The sequence below is a fragment of the Streptomyces phyllanthi genome (assembly GCF_009377205.1).
Classification (GTDB): Bacteria; Actinomycetota; Actinomycetes; order Streptomycetales; family Streptomycetaceae; genus Streptomyces; species Streptomyces phyllanthi.
In genome coordinates this window covers 1-3,115 of record NZ_VJZE01000710.1, presented here as the reverse complement: position 1 = coordinate 3,115, position 3,115 = coordinate 1, and the positions used below count along the sequence as shown (strand labels likewise).

Here is a 3,115-nt window from a genome sequence, read left to right as displayed (position 1 = left end):
CCCCTGGGCCCTCCCCCGTGCCGGATCATCATGCCCGCCCAGTCCCGGAAGTCGTCCTGGTCCTCGCGGGGGACGCCGAGCAGGTCGCAGATGGCGTAGATGGGGAGCGGAAACGCGAACTCGTGGATGAGGTCGGCGTGACCGGTCCCGGCGAACCGGTCGATGAGCTGATCGGTGAGCTCCTGGACCCGGGGCGCGAACTCCGCGACCCGGCGGGGGGTGAAGGCCTTGCTGACCAGCCGGCGCAGCCGTGTGTGGTCCGGCGGGTCGATGTTGAGCAGATGCGTCATCAACTCGGCCTTGCGCTCGCCGGGGATACCGGTCTTCCCCTTGGCGTGCGCCGGTTCGTCGTGGTGCGCCGGGTTCTTGGAGAGGCGTGCGTCGGCGAGGGCCTGCCGGGCGTCGGCGTAGCGCGTGACCAGCCAGGCCTCCACACCGCTCGGCAGCCGGGTCCGGTGCACGGGGGCGTGCTCACGGAGCCAGGCGTAGGCGGGGTACGGGTCGGTGGCGAACTCCCACGTGAAGAGTTCGGGCGCGGTCGGGACGGGGTGGTCGGCGGGACTGCTCATCCCTGGGCCGCCCCTGCGCTCTCCGCCACCCGGATCGCGTCCCGGTACGCCCGGGCCGCCGCCCGCAGTGCCGCCTCCGGGTCCACGCCGTCGGCCTCGGCGCGTGCCGCCAGGGCCAGCAGTTCGTAGCCGACGCCCTCGCCCTCGGGGAGCGGCACCTCGATGCCGGCCGTGCGGACGCGGGAGGAGAGCTTGGCCGCGAGGGCCAGGCCGGGCTGGCCCAGAGGTATCCCGTCCGTCACCGACTCGCGCCGCTTCTCGACCGCCTTCGTGCGGAGCCAGTGCTGCCTGACCTCCTCGGGGGTCGCGGCCGTCTCGTCGCCGAAGACGTGGGGGTGGCGGTGGATGAGCTTGGTGACGATGCCGCCCGCGACGTCGTCGATGGAGAAGGGGGCGGAACCGTCCTCCGGGTCGCCCTCCTCGGCGATACGGGCGTGGAAGACGACCTGGAGGAGGACATCGCCCAGCTCCTCCCTCAGTTCGTCCCGGTCGCCCTCCTCGATCGCCTCCACCAGCTCGTACGCCTCCTCGATGCCGTACTTCGCGAGGCCCTTGTGGGTCTGGCGGGACGACCAGGGGCACTCGGCGCGGATACGGTCCATGACCTGGACGAGGTCGAGGAGGCGGGCGCCCGGCAGGTCGTACGAGGCGGGGAGCAGCTCCAGCTCGGGCATCCGGACGCGGCCGGAGCCGGCGAGGCGGGCGAGGCCGTCGGTGAGGTGCGGGTCGCCCTCGCCCGTCGCGACCACGACCAGGGTGCGGCCGCCGGCGCAGGCGTCGACCAGCTCCTCGGCGGTGGGGCTCGCCTCCTCCACCGCTATGCCCGCCTCCCGCAGATACGGCAGCTGCGGATGCGTGCCGTCCGCGCACAGGACGCGGTCGGCGCCGTGCAGCGCCTGCCAGGCCGGCCAGGACAGCAGGCCGGGCGCGACGCGGTGGCTGGTGGTGAGCAGGATGACGCGGCCGGGGGCGCGGTCGGGGCTGGTTGCGTTCACAGACCGAACGTAACCCACGCCACCGTCACAGCCGGAAACAGTCGTCCACAGGCCCGGCGGCCGACTCACCGGCGACTGCGCCCTCCTCGGCTGCGCCCTCCTCGGCTGCGCTCTCCTCGCCCGCGCCGGCCTCGCGTACGCCGTCCTCGCCTACGCCGTCCGCGGCTGTGCCTCCGGCGTGATCTTCCGCAGCCACGGCGTCTTCGCGTCGTCGAGGGTGCTCTCCTCGACGTTCCAGGTGCCGTAGCGCGGGTTCAGGTCGACGTCGAGTTTCCCGGAGGCTTCGGAGAGGGCCTTCCAGAAGGTCGCCTTGCCCGCCTCGGTGTTCATGTCGGCGCCGAGGACGGTGCCCAGCTTCTGGGCCTCGATCTCGGTGCGGAGGCTGTCGTCGAGGTACTGCGGGGCGACGCCGTACCGCTGCAGCCAGGCCGTCTCCAGGGCCTTCGCGCCGCCCGCCTGCTGCTCCAGCGTGGAGCGGAAGGTCTGGACCTCCTTGCGGGAGACCGTCACACCGGCGTCCTGGACCGCGCGGTCGATGACCCGGTCGAGGACCATGCTGTGCAGCGTGTCGCGGGTGAGACCGCCGCTCTGGGCGACGACCTGCTGGTACTGGGCGTCGTCCGCGATGGCGGCCCGTTGGGCCGCGCGCACCTCGTTCACCCGGTTCTCCAGCTGCGCGACCGTGATCTGCTGGTCGCCGACGACGGCCGCCGCGCCGGGATGCGCGTCGTTTCCGCAGGCGGTGAGAACGGGTGCCGCCGCGGCGAGCGCGGCGGAGAGGACGAGCACGGTACGACGGCGGCGGTGCAAGTTGGCCTCCCGAGGAGATTGTGCGACGGTGCACAAAGTCTTGCGGTGATCGATGGTAGGCAGTGGCCCTGCTCTCGGCCAGTGATTCGACCAACGATTCATCACGACTTCCGGCACCGCCGCGCCCGCGGGCCGCTTCTCAGCCGTGCATCTGCCCCAGCCACTGGAGCGTCCGCCGCACCTCCGTCGCCAGGGGGTGGCCGGGGCCCCTCAGCCGTTCCACGTCGTGCAGGAGGCGGGCCAGGGTGTCATGGGCGGCGGGGCGGTCGCCGAGGGCGAGGAGGAGGTGGCCCATGCGGCGGCGGACGTCCAGGGAGAGTTCGGGGTCGCCGGCCACGTACTGGTTCTCGTAGTACGGCAGCAGGGAGCGGTACTCGGCGAGGGCGGCGGCCGGCTCGCCGAGCTGCTCCAGACACTGGGCGGACTCGTAGCGGAAGCGCAGGGACTGCGGGTCGGCCTGGCCCGCCTCCTTGGCCCGCTCGTCGGCCAGACGGCGCAGCTCGGGCAGGGCGCGGCGGTACTGGCCGTCGTCCATGAGCGTGGCCGCGTACTGCTTGCGCAGGGTCCGTACGACGGGTGAGTGCTCTCCGTGCTGGGCGGCGGCGGCCGGGAGGATCTGGCCGAGGATGTCGACGGCCTGGGTGATGCGGCCCTCGCCGAGGAGCCGCTTGACCTCGTCGACGGCGCCCGCGACATCGGGCTTCTCGACGGCGGGCGCGGCCTGGGGCTGCGGCGCGGGCG

Annotated in this window: 3 protein-coding genes and 1 pseudogene; all 4 read right to left on the bottom strand. The window is 73.1% G+C overall.

All coding sequences use genetic code 11. The features are described from left to right. A pseudogene (locus FNH04_RS43775) lies at positions 1–569 on the bottom strand (cytochrome P450); the annotation flags it as partial. Beyond that, on the bottom strand, positions 566–1,564 hold the full coding sequence (locus FNH04_RS43770) for a nucleoside triphosphate pyrophosphohydrolase (RefSeq protein ID WP_322725591.1): 999 nt from the start codon (positions 1,562–1,564) through the stop codon (positions 566–568). The pseudogene FNH04_RS43775 and the gene FNH04_RS43770, both read right to left, overlap by 4 nt. Before the next feature lie 150 nt (positions 1,565–1,714). Further along, positions 1,715–2,374: a SurA N-terminal domain-containing protein gene (locus FNH04_RS43765; protein ID WP_152791798.1), complete on the bottom strand. Its 660-nt coding sequence runs from the start codon at positions 2,372–2,374 to the stop codon at positions 1,715–1,717. A 139-nt stretch (positions 2,375–2,513) separates the two neighbouring features. After that, on the bottom strand, positions 2,514–3,115 hold a 602-nt coding region (locus FNH04_RS43760), incomplete at its 5' end, for a tetratricopeptide repeat protein (RefSeq protein ID WP_152791797.1).